Source organism: Corynebacterium sp. c8Ua_99 (assembly GCF_039907185.1).
GTDB lineage: Bacteria > Actinomycetota > Actinomycetes > Mycobacteriales > Mycobacteriaceae > Corynebacterium > Corynebacterium jeikeium_D.
This window is the reverse complement of record NZ_JASBOG010000003.1, coordinates 25,089-46,770: the sequence shown is the minus strand read 5'-3', so window position 1 is coordinate 46,770 and position 21,682 is coordinate 25,089. Positions and strand designations below refer to the sequence as shown.

14 protein-coding genes are annotated in these 21,682 nt (G+C 59.7%); 4 read left to right on the top strand and 10 right to left on the bottom strand.

Going from position 1 to position 21,682, the window contains the following annotated elements; all coding sequences use genetic code 11:
- Positions 1-122 precede the first annotated feature (122 nt).
- On the top strand, positions 123-1,481 hold the full coding sequence (locus QKE19_RS02725) for a phosphatase PAP2 family protein (RefSeq protein WP_048732746.1): 1,359 nt from the start codon (positions 123-125) through the stop codon (positions 1,479-1,481).
- Between the two features lie 8 nt (positions 1,482-1,489).
- Here the strand turns inward: QKE19_RS02725 and QKE19_RS02720 are convergent, their stop codons facing one another.
- From QKE19_RS02720 to QKE19_RS02710, 3 genes are all read right to left on the bottom strand, one after another.
- A complete protein-coding gene (locus tag QKE19_RS02720; RefSeq protein WP_049192860.1) occupies positions 1,490-2,641 on the bottom strand; it encodes an aminotransferase class I/II-fold pyridoxal phosphate-dependent enzyme in 1,152 nt (383 codons plus the stop codon).
- Positions 2,642-2,738: 97 nt separating this feature from the next.
- Complete coding sequence (locus QKE19_RS02715) at positions 2,739-4,322, bottom strand: glycerol-3-phosphate dehydrogenase/oxidase (protein ID WP_201844422.1); 1,584 nt, start codon at positions 4,320-4,322, stop codon at positions 2,739-2,741.
- A gap of 622 nt (positions 4,323-4,944) precedes the next feature.
- Positions 4,945-6,639 carry an FAD-binding oxidoreductase gene (locus QKE19_RS02710; RefSeq protein ID WP_083229226.1) on the bottom strand — a complete coding sequence of 565 codons (1,695 nt, stop codon included), beginning with the start codon at positions 6,637-6,639 and terminating at the stop codon, positions 4,945-4,947.
- A 224-nt stretch (positions 6,640-6,863) separates the two neighbouring features.
- Between QKE19_RS02710 and QKE19_RS02705 the strand changes: the two genes are divergently transcribed.
- The gene (locus QKE19_RS02705) at positions 6,864-7,823 is read left to right on the top strand and encodes a diacylglycerol kinase (RefSeq protein ID WP_049170694.1); all 960 of its coding nucleotides are present in this window, start codon (positions 6,864-6,866) and stop codon (positions 7,821-7,823) included.
- A 55-nt stretch (positions 7,824-7,878) separates the two neighbouring features.
- Here the strand turns inward: QKE19_RS02705 and QKE19_RS02700 are convergent, their stop codons facing one another.
- From QKE19_RS02700 to QKE19_RS02675, 6 genes are all read right to left on the bottom strand, one after another.
- Positions 7,879-9,795 (bottom strand): ABC transporter ATP-binding protein, encoded by a 1,917-nt coding sequence (locus QKE19_RS02700; protein ID WP_069359247.1) that lies wholly within the window; start codon positions 9,793-9,795, stop codon positions 7,879-7,881.
- Between the two features lie 59 nt (positions 9,796-9,854).
- Positions 9,855-11,207: a phosphotransferase gene (locus QKE19_RS02695; protein ID WP_049192865.1), complete on the bottom strand. Its 1,353-nt coding sequence runs from the start codon at positions 11,205-11,207 to the stop codon at positions 9,855-9,857.
- Positions 11,208-11,239: 32 nt separating this feature from the next.
- Positions 11,240-13,051 (bottom strand): maltose alpha-D-glucosyltransferase, encoded by a 1,812-nt coding sequence (gene treS, locus QKE19_RS02690; protein ID WP_049170701.1) that lies wholly within the window; start codon positions 13,049-13,051, stop codon positions 11,240-11,242.
- Between the two features lie 108 nt (positions 13,052-13,159).
- Entirely contained in the window at positions 13,160-14,479 is a 1,320-nt protein-coding gene (locus QKE19_RS02685) for a PH domain-containing protein (RefSeq protein WP_347890321.1), read from the bottom strand.
- 60 nt (positions 14,480-14,539) lie between these two features.
- Complete coding sequence (locus QKE19_RS02680; protein WP_049192868.1) at positions 14,540-15,028, bottom strand: PH domain-containing protein; 489 nt, start codon at positions 15,026-15,028, stop codon at positions 14,540-14,542.
- A 231-nt stretch (positions 15,029-15,259) separates the two neighbouring features.
- The gene (locus QKE19_RS02675) at positions 15,260-16,534 is read right to left on the bottom strand and encodes a carboxylesterase family protein (RefSeq protein WP_049192869.1); all 1,275 of its coding nucleotides are present in this window, start codon (positions 16,532-16,534) and stop codon (positions 15,260-15,262) included.
- A 108-nt stretch (positions 16,535-16,642) separates the two neighbouring features.
- On the opposite strand from QKE19_RS02675, the gene QKE19_RS02670 reads away from it, so the two are divergent.
- Both QKE19_RS02670 and QKE19_RS02665 read left to right on the top strand, forming a co-directional pair.
- Complete coding sequence (locus tag QKE19_RS02670; RefSeq protein ID WP_070600903.1) at positions 16,643-18,697, top strand: M3 family metallopeptidase; 2,055 nt, start codon at positions 16,643-16,645, stop codon at positions 18,695-18,697.
- A gap of 75 nt (positions 18,698-18,772) precedes the next feature.
- Positions 18,773-18,988, top strand: coding sequence for a hypothetical protein (locus QKE19_RS02665; protein WP_042388817.1), 216 nt, complete (start codon positions 18,773-18,775; stop codon positions 18,986-18,988).
- A gap of 359 nt (positions 18,989-19,347) precedes the next feature.
- Here QKE19_RS02665 and malQ read toward each other — a convergent pair whose 3' ends face one another.
- A complete protein-coding gene (malQ, locus tag QKE19_RS02660; protein ID WP_049189616.1) occupies positions 19,348-21,567 on the bottom strand; it encodes a 4-alpha-glucanotransferase in 2,220 nt (739 codons plus the stop codon).
- Positions 21,568-21,682: the final 115 nt, after the last annotated feature.

The following is a 21,682-nucleotide window of genomic DNA, read 5'->3' as shown; positions in this document are numbered from 1 at the left end:
CTTTTCAACGCGCCGAAACCTCACAGTGCGCTTAACATAAGTGAAGATTTTGTCAGACCTTGGCTTATAGAGCACTTCACAACTGGTGCCTCCCACGCAGCAATCTGGAAAGGAATGCTTCAGTGTCTTCTTTGAAGCCGCACAAGCGCACTGCAACACGTACTCGCGTCGGCGCTGCTACCGCAGCAATGGCAGTTGTAATGGGGCTTACACCGGCAACGGCCGTGGCAGCTCCGGTCAACCCGTTGGCCGAGCACGGCAACCGCCTGGACTCTGTTTCTGATCTTCCAGCTAATGTGGCAGCTCCAGAGGGAATCAAGCTCCCCGGCGGTGGCTTCGAGGTCCCGGATTCCATCTCGCTGCCGTCATCTTCCGGTGAAAACACCGACCCGAATGCGCCGAAGCCAACCTCGTATCGCCCGGACCAGATTGCACGCGCGTACCCGTCGGATGCCGCCACCGATAACTGGTTCTACTTCTACGTTGTGCATCCTTTCGTGGAGCTGGAGAAGAACCACCCAGAGGTCATGGACCAGAACCTCGAAACGGTCGTCCGCATTAACAACGCTGCCAAGAATGACCCGCAGGCACAGGAACTCGCTCTTGATGACGACTACCTGGACCCACTGGCCAATATTTCCACTGCTTTCGGTGCAAACCTGGGCCAGCACTTCCGTGATGCCTACGACGAGGATCGCCTGCCGAAGGTAAAGGCCCTGCTGTCCGGCAACCTTGCTCGCGGCGGCGGTCTGGTCAGCTCGACCTTCTTCGAGAAGTACGTCTACGGCTACGATCGCCCGTTTGTGGTGGCGCCGGAGCGCATCGAGCGCTACTACCGCGAAGGTCAGGACGACCCGTACTCGACCACCCCGTCCTACCCGTCGGGCCACACCAACAAGGCTGCATGGACTTCAACCATGCTGGCCATGATGCTGCCGGAGGTTGCACCGCAGATTCAGGCGCGTGCGTCCGAGGCTGGTCATTCTCGCCTTGTCATGGGCGTCCACTACCCGCTGGACGTTATGGGCGGCCGCATGATGGGCAACCAGGCCGCAGCTGATCGTTGGGCAGACCCAGAGTTCCGCCCACTCATCGAAGAAGCCATGGATGAGCTGCGTACGGAGCTCGAGTACCGCTGTGGCGACACCATCGCCAACTGCGTTGCCAAGGACACTCCGTACATGAGCACCGCAGCTGCCGTTCAGCAGTACACCGAACGCATGACCTACGACTTCAAGCAGGTTGGCCCGGCTAACGAGCCAGTTGTTGTTCCGAAGCGGTACGCAGGTTTGCTGGAGACCCGCTTCCCGCAGCTGACTGAGGAACAGCGCAGCTCCGTCCTCGCTCAGACCGCAATCCCATCCGGCTACCCGCTCGATCGCACTGACGGTGAGGGCCAGCACGTTCGCATGAACCTGGCTCGCGCTCTGGCCGCCAACGTTGTTGTCAACGCCGACGGCAGCGTCACTGTCACCAACTAAAACGTCAACTACAAGCGCAGGGCCGCGTCAAGACGGTCCAGGGCCTCACCGAGGATTTCCGGGGAGGTCGCAAAGTTAAGCCGCACATGCCCAGCCCCGCCTTCGCCGAATGCGAAGCCGGGGTTGAGTGCTATTTTGGCGTTTTCAACCAGCCACGCAGCTGGGTCCTCACTGGCAACACCAGGCACGTCACCCAAGTCCAACCACGCCAAAAATGATGCTTGCGGTGGGGTAAAGCGAGCCTGCGGCGCAATAGTGGACAAACGTGTTCGCAGAGTCTCACGGTTGGTGCGCAGGACATCGACAAAATTGTCCAGCCAGGGCACGCCATCGCTGTAGGCGGCGGTGGCCGCGGCGACACCAAGAATAGAAGCGCCTTCGCGAACAATGAAGGGCAGCTCCAGCCAGGTTTTGGCATCTTCGTCGTTAAAGATGATCTGCGCACACTTGAGGCCGGCGGTATTCCAGCCCTTCGAGGTAGCAGTCACCGTGATAGTCACGGCCGCCGCGGTATCCGACACCGACGCGGTTGGAGTGTGAGTGCCATCTAGAACAACTGGGCCGTGAATCTCGTCTGAGATAACGCGCGCACCAAAGCGAGCGGCTAAATCAGTAATCTCACGAAGTTTTTCGGGGGAGTAGGTAAAGCCGAGAGGATTATTCGGGTTACACAAGATCAGGCAACCGGCACCGTCGGCGAAGGCGCGTTCGAGGGCGCCGAGATCCGGGCCGTCGGCAAGCGTGGGAATGCACACTGTCTCGCGTCCCAGCGCGGGACCTACCTGGAAAAACGGCATGTAGGCGGGAGTGGGGACGACAATTGCGGAATCGGGGCGGGTGAAGCGTTCAACCGCGAGTGTGACACCGCGGACGACGTCAGCGACGGCAAAGATATTGTCGGGGTTCGGGCGCCATCCGTAGCGTTGTGCAGAAAAGTCCGCGGTTGCGGTCGTAAGCGCGGTGATGTCCTGCGAGAGGTATCCGAATTGTTCGCGCTGACACGCCTCGTCGATTGCGGCACTGACGGCAGGACAGGTTGTGGCATCGGATTCGGCGACCCACAGTGGCAGCACGTCCGGTGAATATGCGGTCCATTTGACTGTCCTGCGGGAGCGGAGTTCATCGAGGGAGGGGAAGGTGACAGCGTTATTTACACTCATAGTTTCCGTGTATACAGAAAAAGCGGGAAGTCCGAAGACTCCCCGCTTTATCCAGTAGCTACGGCCACATCAGAAGCAGCCGCGGCAATGGCCAGCGCTAGGCTAGCCTCAGTGCCTCCTCAGCAGCTGGCAGGGCAGCTTCGCGATCAGCTTTGACCAGCCCCAACCGTGTGCGGCGATCGAGAATATCGTCGACGCTGAGAGCTCCCTCGTGCGTCACATGCCAGGCGAACTCGGCGCGGGTGACATCGAGACCCTCCGCTACCGGGTCAAGCGCTCGGTCGAGCGGGCAGGATTCGATGACCTCGAAGGATTCGGCACCGTAGCGATTAAACAGCGGCATCGGGATACGGCCAGCAGCGGCGGCAGTGCGAGCGCGGTCGAGCTCCTCTGGCTCGGAGCCCAGCACAGGGATGGTGCGGGTGGAGCACGGAGCAAGCGAAACACCAAGCTTTTCCGCAACCTTGTCCACGGTTTGCTCAGCCATAAGACGGTACTCGGTGAGCTTGCCACCAGTAATGGAAATCAGGCCGTTCGGGGCCTCCAACAAGGCGTGCTCGCGGGAGAGGTCAGCGGTGTGTGCTTCGCCGGCGTCGATGAGCGGACGCAGGCCGGCGAAAGCACCGATGACATCGTCACGAGTGAGCGGAACCTCGAGTGCCTGGTTGATGACATCGAGCAGAAAAACGATGTCATCCTCCGGCACTTCCGGCTCGTCCGGAATCGGGCCCGGTGCATCCTCATCGGTCAGGCCAATGTAGACGCGGTTGTGCTCTGCGGGAAGGACAAAACAGAAACGGTTGGTGTGACCAGGAACCGGTACCGTGAGAGAGCCGGTAGGGTTGCCTAGCTTCGCGGCGTCAAGAACCAGGTGCGTGCCGCGAGATGGGCGAATCTTGATGTTCGTCGCTAGGTCTGCGGCCCACACACCAGTGGCATTGACCACAGCGTGAGCCGGCAGCTCGAAGGAATCGCCAGTGAGCTCGTCGATTAGTGTGGCGCTCGTTCCAGAGGCGTTCTCGCAGCGCACCCGGGTCAGAATAGTTGCACCGTAGCTAGCGGCGGTTCGAGCGATAGTGGTGACCAAGCGTGCGTCGTCACGCAGCTGACCGTCGTAGTTGACGTAGCCGAATTTCACGTCGCGCTTACGGACGGTCGGCGAAAGCTGGCTGACTCGGCGGGAACTGACAGTCCGGGACAACGGCAGGGTAGTGGCGGAGGTACCAGCGATAATGCGCAGAAAGTCACCGGCCAAAAAGCCTAAACGCGGCAAAACCCGGGTCAACGGTGCAAAGTTATCCATCACCGGTACAACCTGTGGCAGGTTATGCACCAGGTGCGGAGCGGTGACGTCGAGCAGCGCACCACGTTCAATAGCTGAGCGGCGAGCGATACCGACATTGCCACTGGCAAGGTAGCGCAGTCCGCCGTGGGCGAGCTTCGATGACCAACGAGAGGTGCCGAAAGCTAGGTCCTTCGATTCGACGAGAACGGTTTTCAAACCCCTCGACGCTGCATCTAAAGCGATGCCGACACCAGTGATACCGGCACCGATGACCAGCAGATCTGGGATGTCGCCCTTAGCGGTTTCTTCGCGTAGACGATTCAAGTCCGCTTGCCGACGAGCCTTGTTCAAAACCGCAGCTGAGCGATCGCGCTGAGGAGCGTGCGTGGCAGTCATAGTCTTTCTTCCTCGACTTTCCCGAAGACGGTGATAGTGATGAAACTATCTGGCGTAAGTGATGAAGTTGTGGAGTGCGTAGTGAGTGTGAACTATTTCGGGCGTACCCCATTGCAAGGCGCTTAGAAATAGACTAAGTTGTTCATTATCAACGACCGGCACGGATATTGATTCAAGAGATCTTTCTTAGTTGCGAATCATTTCCCGGGATTACAAGGAAGGAGACACCTCGATGGCTATGCACCCAGCGTCCAACCGCTCTGAGTCCATGAACCGAGCTTTCGCTGCTATTGCACCATCGCTGCAAATGTGTTGCTGCTGTCTCCAGTCCGTGCCACCCCAGACAGGTCGTAACTAGAAAAGCACGCTTAGGTATTTAAAACGCCACGCTGTTTGCGGTCGCACGGACGAAATCGCACCGATTGAGCCGACCATCCCACTATCCGGGCATCTTCGCTTGGAATCCCAGGAAGAAGCGACAGCGACAATGACCGCAGCACTTGAATCTTTTACCCTTGACGATTACGTTTCACTGTTTATTTATGACGGCCCAACGTCACCGGCAATCTACGCCAGCGAACTGGTCAGTCTAGCTCGCTAGCGGAGGCTGGCGGCAACAGGGTTAAATCATGTTGCCGTCGTAACGCTCTTCCAAGGAGTGCGGACCGGTAGCCAACTTGCCCGGGTTGAGGATGCCAGCAGGGTCGAGTTCGTCCTTAATTGCACGCATGACCTTGGCGAACAACTCGGTGTTCTCCTCGTAGTACTGCGGGCTGTGATCCTGGCCAATGCCATGGTGGTGCGTGATGGTGCCGCCAAAGTTCATCATGGCCTCCGACGCCGCGGTCTTGATGTCCATCCACTGCTGGAGGATCTCGCCCTCGGTCTCGCGGAAGAAGTACGTGAAGTACAGCGAGCAGCCGGATTCGTACATGTGCGAGATGTGGCAGAAGACGTACACCGGGGTGCCGTGCTTCTCGCCAGCGGCTTCCATTGCGGAGGCGATTTCGCGGCGCAGTGTAGCGGCGTTATCCCAGGTGGTGGCGGTTTCCAGGGTGTCGACGCCGACGCGGCGAGTCATCATGACATCGCGCAGGTACGGCGAGGAGAAGCGGTGGTTAACCCAAGCCATGCCCGGGATGGAGCCCATGCGGACGCACTTCTTGGCCAGCAGGCGAGCGGCCAGGCGCTCACGGGTGACGCGGGCGCCGACCGGATCCGTCTGCGCAAAGCCAAAAATCACCATGCACGGGGTGTCGATGCCACGCAGCTTCAGGTACTTTGTGACCTTCTCGGACATGCTGGCGGAGCCCAGCTGAGTGAGGCCGAACAGCGTCTCCTTCTCGTCGGAGATGCGTGCTAGGTGCGGGATATTGCCGCTCTGCTCCAGTTTGCGCAGCTCCTCGGCGGCTTCCTCAAAGGAGTTGAAGAAGTAGGTGTCGAAGAGCATCTCCTTTTGTGGACGCTGATTCAGGGCAATCGTCACATGCGTGATGATGCCCAGGGTGCCCTCCGAACCCAGGAAAAGCTCACGCGGGTTCGGGCCGGATGCCGACGACGGCATGTCGCGGAATTCCATGGTGCCGGCTGGCGTGACGACGCGCATGCCAATCACGTTGCGGTCGATACGACCGTAACCAGAGGATTCTTGGCCTGCCGAGCGGCAGGAAACCCAACCGCCGACAGTGGAGTACTCGAAGGACTGCGGGAAGTGACCAGCGGTGAAGCCGGCCTTGGACAGCTCCTTTTCCAGGTCGGGGCCGAAAACGCCGGTCTGGGCGGTGACAGTGCCAGCGACTTTGTCGATGTCGATGATCTTGTTAAAGGCGGTCATGGACACTGCGATGGCCTTACCCATGCCTCCGTCAACAGCCTCCACGCCGCCGACGACCGAGGTGCCACCACCGAAGGGGACGACTGCAATCTTGCGCTCAGCGCATACCTTGAACAGGTCTTCGATGTGCTTTTCAGTTTTCGGTAGCACTACAGCATCTGGGGCGACATCGAGCTTGGCTGCGCGAAGGCGAACCAGGTCGGGGTAGGACCGGCCGACCGCGTGCTTGACTCGGGTGTCGTGGTCGGTGGCGACGGCATCCGCGCCGACAACAGCGCCCAGGGCTTCGATATCCTCGGCGCTGAGGCGACTATCGGGAATGGTGACGTCGGCGATGTTTCGCGGCGGGTTGTTTGCGTCCAACGACATACCGATTTCGCGCTGCAGCAGCTTCTCGCTGGCCGTGGTGATTGGCTTGTCGTTGCCGTCAACACCCCAGCCCCACCAGCGCATGCGGTACGGAATCGTGAGCTTGTTAGACATCCTGAGCTTCTCCTTGGGCATCGGTGCTGCGAGTCTGAACTGCGGAATTATATGTAACTTGCGCGGAAGCACATCTTTACATCTTTTATTATAGCGGTATTACGTTACGTTTTCTCAAAAAATGTCAATCAATCTTGGTAAGCTTTAGTTAGATGCATTAACGCACTCCCATAAAGGCCAGTATTGACCGGTCAAAAGCCCACGTAAAAGTAGGTGTTTCTTCGATGAACGCTAACGACAAGGACCTCAACTACCCGCTGGGAACAACTGAGATTCGTACCCTTGCTCTGGTCACTAACCCCCACGCGGGTCATGGCGCCTCGCAGATTGCGTCTGCCCGGGCGAGCCGGGTGTTCGCGGATCGCGGCATCGATGTCATCGCTCTCCAAGGTGCTAACCCCGACGACGCCCGCAAGCTCATTCGTGAGGTCATCGCTGACGGCCGAATTGATGCCCTGGCAGTCTGTGGTGGCGACGGCATGATTAACCTCGCACTGCAGGAGCAGGCACAGACCGGCATCCCCCTCGGTATTATCCCGGCCGGCACCGGAAACGACCACGGTCGCGAATACAATCTGCCGCGTGGCAATGCTCGCGATGCCGCTCACGTTATCGCCGATGGCTTCTGGACGACCACTGACCTCGGCCGCATCACCAATGAGGCAGGGGAGCAGCGCTGGTTCGGCACTATCATGTGTGCCGGCTTCGACTCGATTGTCTCCGACCGCGTCAATCAGATGACCTGGCCGCATGGCCGTAACCGCTACAACCTGGCCATCGTCCGCGAGTTCTTGGCTTTCCACTCGCTGCCATTCCGCATCACGCTCGATGACAATCGGGTTCTCGAAGATCCAATCACGCTGGCCGCCTTCGGTAACACCCGTTCTTATGGCGGTGGGATGAAGATTTGCCCGTCCGCAGACCACTCCGACGGACTGATGGATATCACTGTCATCGGCAAGGCCGGGCGCATCAAGGCCGCCCTGGCCTTCAAGTCCGTGTTCGACGGCACCGTTGAAAAAATCGGGGAGGTCAGCACCTACCGCGCCAAGAAGGCTTACGTGGAATACATCGGCCCGCCACGCCAGATGAATGCCTACGCTGACGGCGACCTCATGTTCCCGATGCCGGTTACCGTCGAAATTGTTCCGGGCGCTGGCCGCTACATCGTTCCCCGTCCGTAAAAGGGCGCAGGGGTGCCCGTCGTCAAGCGTTTCCTGCATGCTTGACGACGGCGCGTTACCCCTTGATGCCGTATTTCTTCAGGCGCAGACGATCCGCCGCCGAGGCCGAAGCCGTCAGGCGTAGCAACTCGGCGTAGATACCGTCAGTCTGCGCCAATTCTGCGGGTGCGCCGACCTCGTCGACGTGACCGTCACGCAGCGTAACGATGGTGTCCACATCGGAAATTGTGGACAGGCGGTGGGCGATGATAACCGTTGTGCGTCCCTCCATCAGCTTGTCCAAGCCTCGCTGAACTTCGCGTTCTGCCTTGGTGTCTAGCGCCGAAGTGGCTTCGTCCAGGATGAGCAGGGGAGCGTCCTTCAAAATTGCGCGCGCGATGGCGATGCGCTGCTTCTGGCCACCCGAGAGCTTCAGACCTCGCTCGCCGATAGTGGTGTCGTAGCCGTCGGCGAAGCTGCGGATGAAGTCGTCGGCGTTGGCCTTCTTCGCGGCGGCAATGATTTCTTCGTCGGTGGCGTTGGGTTTGCCGTAGGCGATGTTCTCCCGAATCGTGCCGGAGAACAGTGACGAGTCCTGGAACACGACGGCAGAGCCAGCACGCAGAGTGGAACCGGAAACCTCGGAGACATCCGAACCCAGCACGCTCAAGCGGCCTGCGGTCGGGGCGTAGAAGCCGAGCAGCAAGTTGACGATGGTGGACTTGCCGCCACCCGACTCGCCGACCAGGGCGATTTTCTGGCCCGAGTACGCCCGGAAGCTGACATTGGAGAGCACCGTCTTGTCCTCTTCGTAGGCAAAATCCACTGCGTCGAAGTCGACAATGGGAGCGCCAATTGCCTCCTGTTCGGCTGCGCGTTCCAGGGAGGAACGGTGGGCGCTGTCGACGGACTCTGCGTCTGCGGTGGAACCAACGGACGCGGAGTCGAAGTCGCCGTTATTCGCGGTCGCTGCACTGAGCAGCTCCGGCTGCGTGCGGGTCTCTGGAGTAAGCTCCATGACCTTGAAGTAATCGCGCGAACCAGCGACTGCGCGCTGGGCAGCGTCGACCAGGAAGCTCATCATGGTCACTGGTTGGCGCGCCATGTTAATCAGCTGAATGAGCATGACCATGGTGCCGATGGAGAATTCTCCCGACAGCGTACGCAGGAAAAGCAGCAGGTAGATGCCTGCGAAGATGATGTTCAAAATGCCCCCGCGAAGGGCATCCATGCGGTGCCACCACGTTGACTGATCGCGGGTCAGGGAGATGGTGCGGCGGAAGCGGGAACCAAAGAAAGCGATTTCGCGCAGCTCCGCAGTGAAGGAGCGGACAACCTTGACTTGGCCGATGACCTCGGCAAAACGGCCACCGGCGATATCGATTTGTTCGTTCTTTTTCGCTTCAATCTTCTGCCAGCGCTTCGAGGTCAGCGCGGTCAGCAGGGTGTAGACCGGGAAAACGATAATCAATAGCACCGCCAGGGGCCAGTAGTGCCAGGCAGTGATGCCCAGTACCGCGCCGACGGTCAACAGCATCGGGAAGAAGTTGTTGGAAAACGCCTGGAGGAACTGCGTGATATTGCTAATCGAGCGTTCCAGGCGGGCGATAATTGTGCCGGTGACCTGACTGTCGAAATAGCGTTGCGGCAGCGACAGCAGCTTTGCATAGTAGCGGGTCGACAGAATCTCGCGCATGCGCGCAGTCATCACATCGCCCAGGTAACCACCGATGTTATGCACGATGGTTTGCGTCAGATCTGCGATTAGCAGCCCGATGACCAGCCAGATTACCGTGCGAGTGGTATCGGACATCGCCGCCTGGCTCAAGCCTTCATCGCTGGACACCGCGCCGACGATGGCGTCGGTGGCATCGCGGATGAGGAAGGGGCTAATCAACGACGCGGCGGCGGTGGCCAGCGAACAGATGATGACCCCGATATAGAAAGGCCAGAGCACTCGTGTAGTGGACAGGATTCTGCTGAGCAGACGCACGAAAGACCTCTATCTTGCGGGAGGATCACTCCCGCGATGAAATTACTGCGACAAAAGCCCTATCCTAACAGCGAGCGCACAGCACCAAGCGGCAGCGGCAGCCAGTTGGGGCGGTTCTGCGCTTCGTAAAGGCACTCGTAGATGGCCTTATCCAGTACAAAGGCCTCCAGTAGCGCCGGGTCACTGGCATCGCCATAGCCCTCCAAGAACGCATCGATATTGCGGCGAGCCCACTGCTCAACACGCTCGGTAGCTGCCTCGGTGTCTTCACGTCCGGTCAGCAGCGGGTAATGAGCGGCGTAATCGAAGGAGCGAATCATGCCGGCGATATCGCGTAGGCGGTGATCCGGCAGACGGCGCTCCTCCCACGGGCGCGACGGCTCGCCCTCGAAGTCAATCAAGCGCCAAGAGCTCGGCGTGCGCAATACCTGCCCCAAGTGCAGATCACCGTGGATTCGCTGGACGACGGCACCACCTTCGGGAACCGCAGCCTCCGCGCGATCGAAGATAGCCTGCGCTTTATCCTTGACCTCAGCAATTTGTGGCACCACACCAGCGACGAAGTCCAGTCGAGCTCGCAGTGGGGCTACCAGCTCCGCACCGGCCAGACGCTTCTTTACCGCGACAGCGGCAGCGAGGCTGCTGTGTACCGAGGCCACTGCTTCGCCGAGCGCACGCGCTTCGGATGTAAAGTCGGTGCCCAAATCTTCCAGCGGGGTCTGACTGTCGCGGATGGCATCGCGCACTGCGCCAAGAGCCAACTCCCAGCCATCGACTGAGTTCGGTGCGAATTCCTGCAGCATGGCGGTGGTGTAGGTGTCTTCGCCAATGGTGGTCTCCACCCAGGAGTAGAGCTCAGGGACGAACTTGCAATCCGCCTGGGCCAGTGCGGCCAGCAGCTCCACATCGGCATTAGTACCGGGGTAGAGGCGACGGAAGAACTTGCACATCACGCGGTCGTCGAAAATGACCGAGGTGTTCGACTGCTCGACTCCCATGGGGCGGCCGGATTTCGGTCGGAGCTGCTCAGAGCCCGGCACACGTCGCAGTTCCATGCGGCCGAGCTTGCCTTCGTCGGAAAGCTTCTGGCCGAGTGCTGTGATGGCATCCGAATCAATCAGAGCGTCGTAGCCGACGATGCCCTCCGCGCGAACCAGCAGGGACTGCTCGTGGCCATCGGGGACGTCCTCCGCCCAAGCGATGGGCAGCTGATAGGTCGGTGCGGAATGCGCGGTGTGCACCCTCACCAATGCGATATCGACATCGGGACTGTCGGGATTGTCGCGCAGTACGGGGTCAAGCGCGAGGATCTCGACGTGGTCGATGTCAGAGACCTTGTCAGCGAAAAAGCGCATCTTGACCAGTGTGTCTGCCAGCTCTTCGGCAATGAAATCGGCGGTGGGAATAGTCATTTCAGTTCGTTCGCCTTTCGGGACTTAAAAGATCACTCTTTATTATCGGCGTTTGTGACGGCATCGGCTGCGGCATCGGCGGCGGTGCCTGAGTGCTCGCGTGATGACGTCACCGGCGCGTCCGATATCGCCTGCGCAACCGGGATTGTCGGCGCCGACATGGAGGCGCTCGATTCGAGGTTTGTCTCTGGCGGCAACTGGATTTCGAACCAGTAGAAACCGTGACCAGGAAGCGTGATCTGGTAGGGATCAGTGCCAATTGTGGGGAAGGGAACCGAACCCGTGAGCTCTACCGGGGTGGCGCCGGCGAACTCGGACAGATCCAGCGAGACGGCCGCGGGGTAAGAGGACAGGTTGTTGACGCACAGCAGCACTTCGTCGCCGTATGTGCGCAGATAGGTCAGAACAGAGGCGGTATCGCTATTCAGCTCGCGGAAATCACCGAGGCCAAAAGCCTCATAGCGCTTGCGGACCTGAATCAGTCGACGCACCCAATTCAACAGCGAATTGGAGTAGCTCGCTTGGTTCTCGACATTGACCGCCTGGTAACCGTAGGTCGCATCCTGAATGGTCGGCAGATAGAGCCGACCAGGGTCGGCCTTGGAGAACCCGGCGTTGCGGTCGGGTGACCACTGCATCGGTGTGCGCACGCCATCGCGGTCACCGAGCCAAATGTTGTCGCCCATACCAATTTCGTCCCCGTAGTAGAGCACCGGCGAACCCGGCAGGGAGAGTAGCAGGGCATTGAAAAGCTCGAGCTGTGTGCGGTCATTTTGCAGCAGTGGCGCTAGACGACGGCGAATGCCGATGTTGGCCTTCATCCGCGGATCGTGCGCATACTCGGCGTACATGTAGTCGCGCTCGGCATCGGTGACCATTTCCAGCGTCAGCTCATCGTGGTTGCGCAGGAAAATGCCCCACTGAGCCGAAGACGGAATCTCTGGCGTGGACTCCAGGATCTCCGAGATGGGGAAGCGGGACTGCTTGCGCACCGCCATGAAAATGCGTGGCATGAGTGGGAAGTGGAAAGCCATGTGGCATTCGTCGCCACCGACCTCCGGGTCGCCGAAGTATTCCACCACATCGGAGGGCCACTGGTTGGCCTCCGCCAGCAGGACGCGACCCGGGTATTCCTCATCCATGACCTTGCGGCAGCGCTTCAGAAAAGCGTGGGTCTCGGGCAGATTCTCGCAGTTAGTACCTTCGCGTTCGAAGAGGTAGGGAACAGCGTCGAGGCGGAAGCCATCGATGCCGAGATCGGACCAGAAGCGCAGCACATCGAGCATCGCTTCCTGCACCGCCGGATTGTCATAGTTCAAATCCGGCTGGTGGGAGAAGAAACGGTGCCAGTAGTACTGGCCACGCACCGGGTCATAGGTCCAGTTGGAATCCTCGGTATCGACAAAGATAATGCGTGCGCCCGAGTAAGTGTCCGGGTCATCAGTCCAGACATAAAAGTCGCCGTAGGGGCCATCCGGATCAGTGCGCGACTGCTGAAACCACTCATGGGTATCGGAGGTGTGGTTCATCACCAGGTCAGTAATAACGCGGATACCGCGCGCATGGGCCTCGTCGAGAAGCACCTTAAAATCCTCGACCGTGCCAAACTCGTCGAGCACGGCGCGGAAGTCGCGGATATCGTAACCGCCGTCGCGCAGCGGGGAGTCGTAGAAAGGCGGCAGCCAGAGGCAGTCAACGCCCAGCCATTGCAGATAATCGAGCTTCTCCGTCAGCCCTTTGAGGTCGCCGGAGCCGTTGTTGTCGGAGTCGAAGAAGGCCCGGACGAGCACCTCATAGAACACCGCGCTGCGGTACCACTCGTAATCTTCCTTGGCGATAGTCATGCATCCCAGCGTAATGACTATGCCACTAGCCTGCAGAGAGAGTTTTCCTGCGAGATCCCACAAGACCGCGCGAGACGGCCGTCCTGGGAGACCTCATTAAACAGCATTCTAAACAGCCTTGTGTTCCTGAATCAGCGCGGTGAGCTGGTACGCATCATCCAACTTCAACTCCGTTGCCACCGGAGTGACCGCTCCCGGCACCATGTCGATTCGCACGTTTGCCACTCCCGCCGCTTTCTTCAGCGGAGAAATGGTTAGTGTATGCCCCTGGATGCGCTGCCAAGGGACTATGAACCGCGTATGCCAGAACCGCCCCTTGGTCACTAACAGCCCCCGCCGCGTGGCCTGCACCTTTTGGAATTTCCAGTCAATTGGGCTGAGCCACCACGCCGTGCGTGGAGTCTGCCAGGAGCCCAACAGGTCATCCGCGGAGGACGGTCCCGCAATCTCAGTCATCAGGTAATCGACAATCGCGTCCGTCTCCGGTGCCGGTGCCACTGGCACCAGTGTGTTGTTCGACTGTGTGCTGTCCAGGCCATAGCCCGCCACCGAGACATCCGCACGGGACCATCTCCACGGACGCCACCAGAGCGGTTGCACCACTTTAAACCCATGAATGCGATCAATGGGAATGGTCTGAGCGCGCGTCGACAACAGTCCGGCGGTAATCGCCAGACGCCTGCTTTCCGACGATACCTTCAGCGTGAAATCCCACGACTGATTTAGTACCCCGAAAAGGCCGACAGCGAAACTGCCAATCACAATCAGAGTAGTGATGGTTACTCCGCTGAGGATTTCTACGATGAGGTCGGTAAACAGCGCAGAGACAACGGCGAGGAGGATGAGAGCTATGCCGACGAAAAGACCGGGTCCAATGGCCACGGATGCAATCAGCCGTCCGACATCGACCGGGCCAAAGATGGTCTTCGCTTCGGGCATGCGAGAGGACATGTGAGCGCCGGAGTCGAGGGGCGCGGTGGAGCTGTCACCGTCGTAAAGCGAATGCGCCAGTTCGGTGTCCAGCTTTTCTACCTCACCCAGCACGTCGGCGCGGAACTGTTCGCACTGCGGGGGAGTGAGGTATTTGATTGTGAAGTGTGAATCGGAGCCGCCGGCTGTTTCAATGACAATTTCGGCGAGCCCGAAAATGCGCGCCAACAATGGTTGGTTGATATCCACCGCCTGCACGCGGTCGAGCCGTGCCGCGCGTCGAGAACGCAGTAGCCATCCGGAGCCGTAGCGAACCTCATCGTCGGTGAGTTCGTAGAACGTATACCGCCAGGATAGCCACGAGAAAAATGCAATCAGACCAATAATTATGGCGACCGCACCGGTACCGACAAGGAGACCGAGCCATGCCCAGTCGTAGAGCTGAGTCACGACAGCAACGGCCAACTGCCACTGATTCGCGACTGCGAATGCAATCACCGCAGCGATTGTGGCGAAGCTTTTGAGCAGCGGAGATAGGGGATGAACTCTATGCCTCATTTAAAGACCCGCCATCCGGTCGTGGGCGCGCTGAGATAGACGAGCGCGCAGGGCGAGCGCTTCTTCGCGTGGCAAACCGTGGACGGCTGCATCCGAGCTCGCCGATGCTGTGTTGAGCTTCAGCGTTGCCAGTCCGAATAGTCGAAGGAGAGGTCCTTCATCGATGTCAATGAACTGGATTCGTCCGTAAGGGACAACAGTGACCGAGCGCCACCAACGTCCGGACGCAACGATGAAGTCGTTGTCCTCTTCGAGGTATCGGTGGGCACGAACTCGTCGACCGATGAGCCAGTAGATATATGCGAAGTAGAGCACGCAGGCGAGGACGCCCAACCACATCCACGGAGTCCACATCACAGCGGCGACGACGGCTGCAATCGTGATAACTAGCAGGGGAGCGGCGTGCGCGATTCGCTTCACCTTAGCCAGCGCGGGGTCGACCGGTTGTAGCGCGGAATTCTCGGGGACTAATAAATCAAGCGGCTCCATAGTTGATAGTTAAACACAGACGGTAAAGCTTGCGTCTGGCCTGGTGCTTCGGTAAGAACGGTGGCTATGGATCGCAGGAAACTCATAGCAGTACTTATCACGCTGATCACCATTTTGGTCTGCGTCGAGATTTATCGGTACATGCAGACTTTGCCAGCTTAAGTTGCTGGGCTCAGTTGTTGAGCGCAACAGCACAGCGCTAACCAGCGCAAGCTTCACCCGCCTTATTCCCTATGCACCAAAGAGCTGGCGCGGAGCCGCCCACGCATCGATGGCAATGCCCTCGACTGCCTGGGCGTCAGCGCCGGTAAAGGTAGTCACCTTGCGGTCGTCGTTGTAGCGGGGCATGTGTGAGGTGCCTTCGCGGATGAACTCGACCGCCACTTGGTGGAATGGATGGTTGGGTTCTTTCATACCGAAGAAGCGTGCAATGTCGATGCAGTGCGGAGCACCACTGGTGCGGCCAGCAGGTGCATAGCCCAACCCTTCTCCCGGTTCGAACTGTGCCGCCCACACATCCAGCTCAGCCGCCACGGACCGTTCGGCGACTTTAACAGCGTATGAGCGAATCGCTGAGTCAGAAATGACATTCCCCATCGGACGCTCGGCATAGGCGGTGGCCGGAAATTCGCCGTGGCCGCGATGCCCCTTGGCGTAGCGCCGAGCCATCCACTCTCGCATGGGCAACTTGTCCATCGCCACAACCGGCGGTTCTGAGAAGAACTCTTCGCTGGTGGCGGTCACCATCGTCGGCAGTGTGGGAGCAAAGCTGTCGAAGCGAGGCCCAATTGCCGGATCCGAAGGCGAGGATGCCGACACCAATTTCTGGGCCCGAGCGACCCTGCGTTCGTCGGCACGCGAAAAGACGTCGGTGGACGGCACACGTCCCACGCCGATGCCGGCCAACGTGCGGCGGAGGCGCGAGCCCGACAGCAGCGAGAAGGCCGGCGACATGGCAATGGTGCGTTGGATCTGGCCGCGCGTGCGATCGTCGGCAGCCAGAGTGAGCGCCAGCGCCGCACCCGCCGATTGCCCCGAGATAGTGATGTTGTCGATATCGCCGCCGAAGGCAGGCGCGTTACGACGAGCCCACTGCAGCCCCAGATACAGGTCATCAATGGCCCGGTAGGTCTCTGTTTCACTGTCACGCCAGAAGCCCTCGAGGCCCTTGCGGTATCCAAGCGAAACGGTGACGATGCCCGCCTGTGCGAAGGCCGTCGCGTCCGTCCAGGGTTCGGAGGGATGCCCAAACTCGTAGCTACCACCGTGAATCCACAGCAATACCGGATAGGAGGCGTCCGCGGGCTCAGCCGGTGCGGTGACGGTGAGAACTAATTCGCGCTCGGGTTCACAGCGCCGAGTGCCCGACTGTGGGCCGTCTGCCACCGGTGCCGACGCGGCGAACGGAGCAGCATCTGCGTAATCGATATTGAAAACTTGTATTGCGCCATCGTGAATACGGCCGGTTAGCCTCCCGCAGGGAGCGGAAATAGTCGTCTCTGTCATGGCGGAAAACGCCTCCTCGTCACGGTTGGTCCTGCCAGAAGGGCGGGGAGTCTGTTTCAGACGGTAGGCGCACTCTGGTTTTTCGAGCACGCTACAGTTGAATTCACTATGACCAATGATGCACGAAATCCACTGTTGACACCGTCGGAATTGTTCTGCGAATTGCCAGATTTTGCGGCAATCGATGACAGCCACGTCCGCGAGGCTTTTAGCGAAGCAATGCGCAGCCATGCGCGCGAGATTGACGCCATCGCCACGTCGTCGGAGGCTCCGACCTTCGTTAACACCATCGAGGCAATGGAGAAGGCGGGCCAAGATCTGGACCGCGTCGCTGCTTATTTCTTCAACGTTGCCGGGACGGACGCCACCGACGTCCGCATGGAAATTGAAGCCGAGATCGCCCCGCAGCTCACAGCACACCTGGATCAGATTCGCATGCGCAGTGACCTGTGGCAGCGCATCAATGCCATTGACAGCGTTGACGATGCCGCCACCCCGGAAGAGGCGAAGCTGCTGCTGAAGAAAGTCCGCGAAGACTTCCAGCGCGCCGGTGCGGACCTCAGCGACGAGGACAAAGCCGAGCTCAGCCGCATCAATTCCCGCCTCTCTGAGCTTTCCACGGCTTTCGGCGAAAATCTGCTGAAGGACACCGTTGCGCGCGCCGTGGAAATCTACGACCGCGAGGAGCTCGCCGGGCTTTCCGACGACGCCATTGCGTCCTTCGCCGCCTACGCGAAAAAGGCCGACACCGATGCGCCGTGGCTGATTCCGCTGGACCTACCGTCAACTCCGGCACAGCTGGCTGACCTGGATAATCCGGCTACTCGCGCCAAGCTCTACGAAGCCTCACTGGGGCGTGCGGGTGCTGCCTCCGGCAAGTTCGACAACTCCGACATTGTGCTGGAAATGGCACGCCTGCGTGCCCGCCGTGCCAAGCTGCTCGGCTACGACACGCATGCGGATTACGTCATTGCCAAGGAGACGGCAACCACCGCAGAAGCTGCTCGGAAGCTCATTGCAGACCTGGCGCCAGCTGCCATTGCGAATGCTGAAGGCGAGTACAAGCGGGTCGCTGATCTGGCTGGCGATGAGACGGTCACGGGCGCTGACTGGCCGTATTGGGAGCGCCGTCGTAAAGCGGAAGAATTCGCAGTCGACACGGAGGAACTCAAGAACTACTTCGAGCTCCACCGTGTTATCGAAGACGGCGTGTTCTACGCTGCCCGCAAGCTCTATGGCATCGAGGTAGTCAAGCGCGAGGACCTGCAGGGATACGCGCCGGGCACGACCGTGTGGGAGGTACGCCAGGGCGGAGGCGAGACCATCGGCCTGATTATTACGGACTACTTCTCGCGTCCGACCAAGCGCGGTGGTGCGTGGATGAGCTCGTTTAGGGACCAGTCCCGTCTGCTGGGGCGCCTGCCAGTCGTGGTCAACGTGATGAACATCGCCGAAACCGAACCGGGCACCCCGGTGCTACTGACGCTCGACGAGGTCACCACTGCTTTCCACGAGTTCGGGCACGCCCTCCACGGTCTGCTTTCCGACGTCACATACCCGACCTTCTCGGGCACTAACGTCCCGCGCGACTTCGTGGAATTCCCCTCCCAGATCAACGAGAACTGGGCGCTTGAACCGTCCATTCTGGCCAATTACGCCGTCCACGTTCGTACCGGTGAGCCGATCCCGGCCGAGCTAGTCGAGTCGGTGAAGAAGGCCCGCACCGCTGGTGAGGGATTCGCCACGGTTGAGTACCTCGCCGCGTGCGCCATCGATCTGGCCTGGCACAGCCTCACCGAGGAGGAAGCAGCTCAGGTCACTGATGTTGATGCCTTCGAAGCGGAAGCACTTGCCGAACTCGGCCTCGACGTTCCCCACCTGGCTCCGCGTTACCGCTCCCGCTACTTCAACCACATCTTCGCCGGTGGTTACTCGGCGGGCTATTACTCCTACCTGTGGGCAGAGGTTCTCGACGCGGACGGTTTCGGTTGGTTCACCGACAACGGCGGTGCCACAATCAGCGGCGGCAGCCACTTCCGCGAGGAGATTCTCTCCCGTGGTGGCGCCATCGATTTTATGGCCGCCTACCGCGCTTTCCGAGGCCGCGACAAGGACATCCAGCCGCTCCTCGAACGCCGCGGGCTGTCGGGCACTGATGCCTAGCTTCACGCTTTACGACGAGCCCCGCGACCGCCGCCCACTGGTTATTCCGGTCACCGGCAGGGTAGGTTGACACTCATGGCAGAAGCATTCGACAGAGTAGGGCAGTGGCTTATCCAATTGCCACTGCTTGCGCAGGTCAGCGTGCTATGCGTGGTTCTCCTGGTAGTCGGAGGGTTTCTTGCTTTCGTTCTCGTTGGCGCAATCGATGTTGTCAGCGGACGTCTGTGGCAGAGGTCGGTGCATCGGCGGGAGCGTTCGCAGGAGCGTCGAGGAGCGGGCAGCGAGAGCTAGCCGAAGAGGTAGTGGCCTTGCGGATAGCTCACCGAGAGACCCGATGAATTGAGCTGGGAGAAGCCCCCTTTAAGTGTTGGGTCGCTATCGCTGCCCTAAGGTATGTCTTAAAGCATTAGGAAATTTGCCCAACAGGCTAGAGTTGGGTAGTTCGCAAATATTTCGCAGTAGGGAGCTGAGTTAGCATGCATCGGTCGAGGCACTCGAAGGTCCTACTTGCCCTAATCGTTTTGCTTCTTCTCATCCTCATCGCTGGTGCAGTCACCGATTTCCAGTTTTAGCCTCGGTTTTAGTGCCGGGCATATAACCTGAAAGATCGGTGAACAGCAAAAATGAGGGATTAGTCGCTCACGAACCAATTAACGCTTGAATCCGGGGAAGCGAGGCAGGTCCTCGACAAGCACGGCCTTGCCCTCGGCATCGGTTAGCGGAATGCACCAGTTCGGGTACTGGTCGTGGCTCGTGCCCGGCTGGTTCTGAGTACGACGATCGCCGACCATGTCCACCAAGGCCTCACACTTCAGCGCGGATGGCGTCTGGTCGAGGAAGCGGTGCAGCCCCGTGACCAGTGCGTCAATTGGTGGCAGATTATCGCGGGTAAGGGAATGAACATCCATGTCCGCCGCAGCCGTGTCACCAAAGCAGCCGGCTTCCTTGGCCGCACCCAAAACCTTTCGAATCCACTCGAAGTCCCGGCGGTCTTCCTCCGCGACGTCGGAAAGCAATAGTCTCAGGCGTTCCCGTAGCTTGATGTGCTCGCCTGCGAGGTAGCCTGCCGTCGGCGGCAGATCGTGCGTGGTGACGGAGGACAGGCACAGGCTGCGGTAAGCGCTTGGTGGTTTCGGCTGGTCGCCCTCGGATTCAAACCACACGATCGAGGTGCCCATGATGCCCCGCGAGGCCAGGTAGTCCTGCACCCACGGCTCGAAAGTGCCCAGGTCTTCGCCTACGACGACGGCCCCAGCGAGCTCGGCCTCAAGTGCGAGAATGCCGACCATTGCCTCGTGGTCGAAGTACAGGTAGGTGCCATTGACGGGGGACTCCATCCGCGGCATGACCCAGAGGCGGAACATACCCAGCACGTGGTCAACACGAATGCCACCTGCGTGGCGAAGGATTGTGCGCAGCATGTCGCGCCAGGGGCGGTAGCCGGCCTCGGCTAGCTTGTGCGGGTTCCACGGCGGCTGCGACCAGTCTTGGCCGCGCTGGTTAAAACCGTCTGGCGGTGCGCCAACAGAGATAGCAGGAGCGAGCCAATCCGCAAGGTTCTCGGCATCCGCGCCGCCAGGGTGCACGCCGACGGCAAGGTCGGCCATGATGCCGATGCGCATACCCGCATCCAGGGCTGCCTCTTGTGCCTGGCCGAGCTGCTGATCGAGAATCCACTGCACCCAGAGGTGGAACTGGAAGATTTCCTCCCGCAGAGATTCGACACTGGCGTGGTTACCCAACGGTGGAACCAACTCGATATCGTTCTCGGTTACGGCACCAGAATCGGAAGTGGCAGCGCGTGCAGCATCGCGGGCAGCAGCGCGATCCGCGAGCTCGCGCTCGGTGCACCACGACGCGTAGTCGTATATGCCACGGCCCTCGGCCTCCAGCCAACGGTCAAATTCCGCCTGGCGTGCGCTGGACAGGGGGATCTTGTGAATTGCCCGCAATACCTTGAGCTTTGCAGCGTAGATGGGGTTGCGGTCAATCTCATCAGGGCTGTGATTGAGCTGGTGGAAAGAGTTCGCTAGCGCACGGGCTTCATCGGCCTCGTCCTTGTCCAGGTACCCGAACTCGTCGATAAGCTCTGGGCGCGCGTACAGCGGATTGACATAGCGGCGCGTGGTGGGCAGGTACGGCGAGTCTTCTACCGGAGGCAGTGGCTCTGCGGCGTGCAACGGATTGATGAGGACGAAATCAGAGCCCGCGTGCTCTGCACTGACCTGTGCCAAGTCGCCGAGGGTAGCGAAATCGCCAATACCCCAGCTGCGGCTGGAGCGTACCGAGTACAGCTGTGCCATGACACCATGCGCAGGATTCTGCACGTACTTGTCGGCAGTGGCGAGACGGTTGGGGGTTACGGCCACATCGCACTCAGCGACGTTGTCATCGTTGACTGCGCGCAAGCGATGCCAACCAAGTGGCAGATCCTCTGGAATTGCGAAGGCGGCTTCACCCATCAACACATCGCCGACCTGGCGTGGCGGTACCAAGTGGTGCACCTGAGCGCAGGGCCATTCTGCGCCGTCCTCCAGTTTCACAGTCACGCTGACATTGCTGCCGTGCGGTACGTGAACCAGAACTCGGTGGAAGATGCCCTGGCGGGTAACTACCACGGGCGGGAGAAGGCGAGACCACTGCGTGTCTGCCCACTCACGACGGGCGTCGTTGATGTCGGCATCGCTGGGATCTGGGCCCAGATCGATGTCGAGAGCAGCGAGAGTTTTTAGCACTGTCTCACGAGAGACGTGCACGAGTTGGCCCTCGGTGGAGTAGTAGGAAACCCCAACTCCGACATCTTTAGCGAGGTCGGCGAGTGGAGAGGAAAGGGGAGGATTGGAAGCTGCCTGTGTCACCCTTTCCATCATGCCAGTTTAGAAAAACTTTGCCAGTAGTAAGGTAAATCACTTCGTTATCGAAATATTTACTGAAATCACAACGGCGCAGGGTTTGATGTTCTAAGTTGATTCCTAACGAAACCAA